The 3,930-nt window shown below is 30.4% G+C and carries 4 protein-coding genes; 3 read left to right on the top strand and 1 reads right to left on the bottom strand.

Translation table 11 applies throughout. The features are described from left to right. Positions 1 to 21: 21 nt before the first annotated feature. Positions 22 to 273 carry a type B 50S ribosomal protein L31 gene (locus ACVC2P_RS00665; RefSeq protein WP_452596557.1) on the bottom strand — a complete coding sequence of 84 codons (252 nt, stop codon included), beginning with the start codon at positions 271 to 273 and terminating at the stop codon, positions 22 to 24. Positions 274 to 431: 158 nt separating this feature from the next. Here ACVC2P_RS00665 and ACVC2P_RS00660 point away from each other — a divergent pair, with 158 nt between their 5' ends. The 3 genes from ACVC2P_RS00660 (at position 432) to ACVC2P_RS00650 (ending at position 3,759) form a co-directional block, all read left to right on the top strand. After that, a complete protein-coding gene (locus ACVC2P_RS00660; protein ID WP_452596556.1) occupies positions 432 to 962 on the top strand; it encodes a DUF4199 domain-containing protein in 531 nt (176 codons plus the stop codon). Between the two features lie 39 nt (positions 963 to 1,001). Further along, the gene (locus tag ACVC2P_RS00655) at positions 1,002 to 1,949 is read left to right on the top strand and encodes a glycosyltransferase family 2 protein (RefSeq protein ID WP_452596555.1); all 948 of its coding nucleotides are present in this window, start codon (positions 1,002 to 1,004) and stop codon (positions 1,947 to 1,949) included. A 79-nt stretch (positions 1,950 to 2,028) separates the two neighbouring features. Further along, the gene (locus ACVC2P_RS00650) at positions 2,029 to 3,759 is read left to right on the top strand and encodes a phospho-sugar mutase (protein ID WP_452596554.1); all 1,731 of its coding nucleotides are present in this window, start codon (positions 2,029 to 2,031) and stop codon (positions 3,757 to 3,759) included. Positions 3,760 to 3,930 lie beyond the last annotated feature (171 nt).

The raw sequence follows: 3,930 nt of genomic DNA, 5'->3' as shown, positions 1-3,930 counted from the left end.
TTATATATAGTTTCGCTTAAATTATTTTTTGAATTTAGCGTATTTGTTTTTGAATTTATCAATACGTCCTGCCGTATCAATTAATTTAGATTTACCAGTATAAAACGGGTGAGATGTTCTTGAAATTTCCATTTTAATTAATGGATATTCAGTTCCTTCAAACTCTATAGTTTCGTTTGTATTAGCAGTAGATTTGGTTATAAATACATCTTCATTCGACATATCTTTAAATGCTACTAATCTATAATTTTCTGGATGTATACCTTTTTTCATCGCTAAATGCTTTAATTCTATTCTATTTTCGAGGTGCAAATTTAATTCTTTTTTATTAACTAACAACAAATTTATAAGAATAATTTTAAACTTATTTTTGTAACGTTTCGCTATATTTGAATACTAACCTAGATAATTAACTATTAAACTACAAAAATATGGAAAATTCAATTAAATCATCAGCAATAAATCTTGGGTTATACTTAGGTGTTATATTAGCTGCTAGTACAGTTTTAGCCTATGCCTTGAACCTAGAATTATTAACTAATATGTTTTACGGCATTGTTTTATTTATAATTGCTGTGGGTATGAGCACATTCTCTACATATAAATCTAAAAAAATGCTTGGCGGCTTTATTAGTTTTAAAAATGCTTTTTCTTCATTTTTTATAACGATTGCTATTGGGTTATTAATAAACTTAGTTGTTGGTTACATTATTTTTAACGTTATAGATCCTGAAGCCGCAGTTACTTTACAAGAAAAAGCGCTTGAAATGCAATTAGAAATGCTTAAAAACTTTGGTATGACAGGTGAAGCTTTAGATGCAGCTGTAGACGCGGCAGAAAAACAAGGAAGCATTTATTCTATACCAAATTTACTTAAAGGGCTAGCTGGTTCTTTAGTCTTTTATAGTATAATTGGACTTATAACGTCTTTAATTATGAAAAGAAACCCAGTAAACGCATAATATTTATATATTTGAAGTATTAAATTTCAAATACATTTTATGAACATATCAGTAGTCATACCACTACTTAACGAACAAGAATCACTAACAGAATTATATGATTGGATTGCAAAAGTTATGCAATCCAATCATTTTTCTTATGAAATCATTTTTATAGATGACGGTTCTACAGATGGTTCATGGGAGACTATCACGAATCTTTCTCAAAAGGATAATAATGTAAAAGGCATTCGTTTCCTTAAAAATTTTGGTAAATCTCAAGCATTACATGCTGGTTTTATAAAAGCTAAAGGAGATGTTGTTATTACCATGGATGCCGATTTACAGGATAATCCAGACGAAATCCCTGAGCTATACAACATGATTGTAAAGGAAAAGTTCGATTTAGTTTCTGGATGGAAAAAAAAGAGATTTGATAATAAATTAACTAAAAACTTACCTTCTAAATTATTTAATTGGGCAGCTAGAAAAACATCTGGTGTTACATTAAACGATTTTAATTGTGGTTTAAAAGCCTATAATTTAAACGTTGTAAAAAATATAGATGTTAATGGCGAAATGCATCGTTACATACCTGTATTAGCTAAAAATGCTGGATTTACTAGCATTGGAGAAAAAGTAGTACAACATCAAGCCCGAAAATATGGCGAAACCAAATTTGGTATGGATCGTTTTATAAACGGTTTTTTAGATTTAATTACCATTTGGTTTATTTCTCGTTTTGGGAGGCGTCCAATGCATTTGTTTGGTGCCCTAGGTGTTATTATGTTTTTAATAGGTATTTTATTTTCTGCCTATTTAGGAATAGATAAATTATACCTAAATAAAACAGGACGTTTAATAACAGAACGACCACAGTTTTACATAGCCTTAGTAACCATGATAATTGGTACACAATTTTTTGTGGCTGGCTTTTTAGGAGAAATTATTTTAAGCACAAAACGGGACAAAAAACGCTATTTAATTGGAAATGAATTAAATTTCTAATTAAAACACTCAAATTAACACCGTCTTAGGTTTTAACATTTTCATAATTGATTATTTTTGCAGTCTATAACAATAAACTATGATACACATAGAACCCGAATTATTAAACAGAGTTAATACCTGGATAACTCCAGTTTTTGATACAGCCACTCAAGACCATATAAAACATTTAATTGCTACTAACCCAACAGAACTAAAAGAAAGTTTCTATAAAGATTTAGAGTTTGGTACTGGCGGTATGCGAGGTGTTATGGGTATTGGCACAAACAGAATTAACAAATATACACTAGGGAAAAATACACAAGGCATAAGCAATTACATGCATAAGGTATTCCCTAACCAAGACTTAAAAGTAGCTATTGCTTTCGATTGTAGAAACAATAGTAAAACCTTAGCAAAAGTCGTTGCCGATGTTTTTTCGGCTAATAATATTAAAGTTTTTTTATTTGAAGACTTACGCCCTACTCCAGAGTTATCATTTGCGTTAAAACATTTAAACTGTCATTGTGGTATTGTTTTAACAGCATCTCACAATCCGCCAGAATATAATGGCTATAAAGTATATTGGCAAGATGGCGGACAATTAGTACCACCACAAGATGCCGAAATTATAGAAATAATTAATACATTAGATTACTCTGAAATTAAATTTGAAGCTAATAATAACTTAATTGAATACATAGGTAAAACAGTAGACGATGTTTTCATTAACGCTTCAGTTAAAAATGGAAGTTTTAATACACCTCAAAAAGCAAAAGAAGACTTAAACGTAGTATTCACGTCTTTACATGGTACTTCTATAATGACCATTCCTGAAACATTTAAACGCGCAGGATACACCAATGTACATATTGTTGAAGAACAAAAAGTACCAAATGGCGACTTTCCAACTGTAAAATCTCCTAATCCTGAAGAACCCGAAGCTTTAAAAATGGCTTTAGATTTGGCAAATAAAGTAGATGGCGATATAGTAATAGGTACAGACCCAGATAGTGATCGTGTTGGTATAGCGGTTAGAAATTTAGACAACGAGTTAGTTTTACTTAATGGTAACCAAACCATGATTATGATGACTCATTTTCTTCTAGAGCAATGGAAAACGAGTAATAAAATAAAAGGCAAAGAATTTGTAGGAAGTACAATTGTATCTACACCAATGATGTCTGTTTTAACTAACGCCTATAATGTAGAGTGCAAAATAGGGCTAACTGGTTTTAAATGGATTGCAAAAATGATTAATGACTTCCCCGAATTAGATTTTATTGGTGGTGGTGAAGAAAGCTTTGGGTTTATGGTTGGTGATTTTGTAAGAGATAAAGATGCTATTACCTCTGCCCTTTTAGCTTGCGAAATTGCAGCGCAAGCAAAAGCAAAAGGAAGTTCGTTTTATAAAGAGTTAATACAACTATATGTTACACACGGGCTTTATAAAGAGCGTTTAATTTCAATAACAAAAAAAGGCATTGAAGGCGCACAAGAAATCAAACAAATGATGATTGATGCTCGCGAAAACCCTTTACAATATGTTAATGGCTCTAAAGTTACTTTAATTGAAGATTATCAATTATCAACTTCTAAAAACACAATTACAGGAGAAGTTTCAACAATCGATATTCCTAAATCTAACGTATTAATATACTATACAGAAGACGGAAGTAAAATTGCACTACGCCCTAGTGGAACAGAACCAAAAATTAAGTTCTACATTAGCGTAAATTCACCGCTAGACAATATGTCAGCATTTAAAGTAACGGAACAACAATTGGAAACTAATATTGATGCTATTTTAAAAGATATGCAGCTAAACTAAATGAAAAAAATATTAAATCAATTATTACCCTTTATAAAGAGTTATAAAAAACATGTTGTTTTAAATGTTATTTTTAACATTCTTAATGCCTTATTCACTACACTTTCTTTTGTAGCATTAATACCAATGCTAAATGTTTTATTCGATAAAACAAATAGAGTAACAAAAGAA

This window comes from Pontimicrobium sp. MEBiC01747, assembly GCF_053601635.1.
This window is presented reverse-complemented; position numbering and strand designations above follow the sequence as displayed.

What these genes read in the sequence shown, in the direction of transcription:
- ACVC2P_RS00665 (WP_452596557.1), bottom strand. Translation starts at nt 273, where the DNA reads ATGAAAAAAGGTATACATCCAGAAAATTATAGATTAGTAGCATTTAAA.
- ACVC2P_RS00660 (WP_452596556.1), top strand. Translation starts at nt 432, where the DNA reads ATGGAAAATTCAATTAAATCATCAGCAATAAATCTTGGGTTATACTTA.
- ACVC2P_RS00655 (WP_452596555.1), top strand. Translation starts at nt 1,002, where the DNA reads ATGAACATATCAGTAGTCATACCACTACTTAACGAACAAGAATCACTA.
- ACVC2P_RS00650 (WP_452596554.1), top strand. Translation starts at nt 2,029, where the DNA reads ATGATACACATAGAACCCGAATTATTAAACAGAGTTAATACCTGGATA.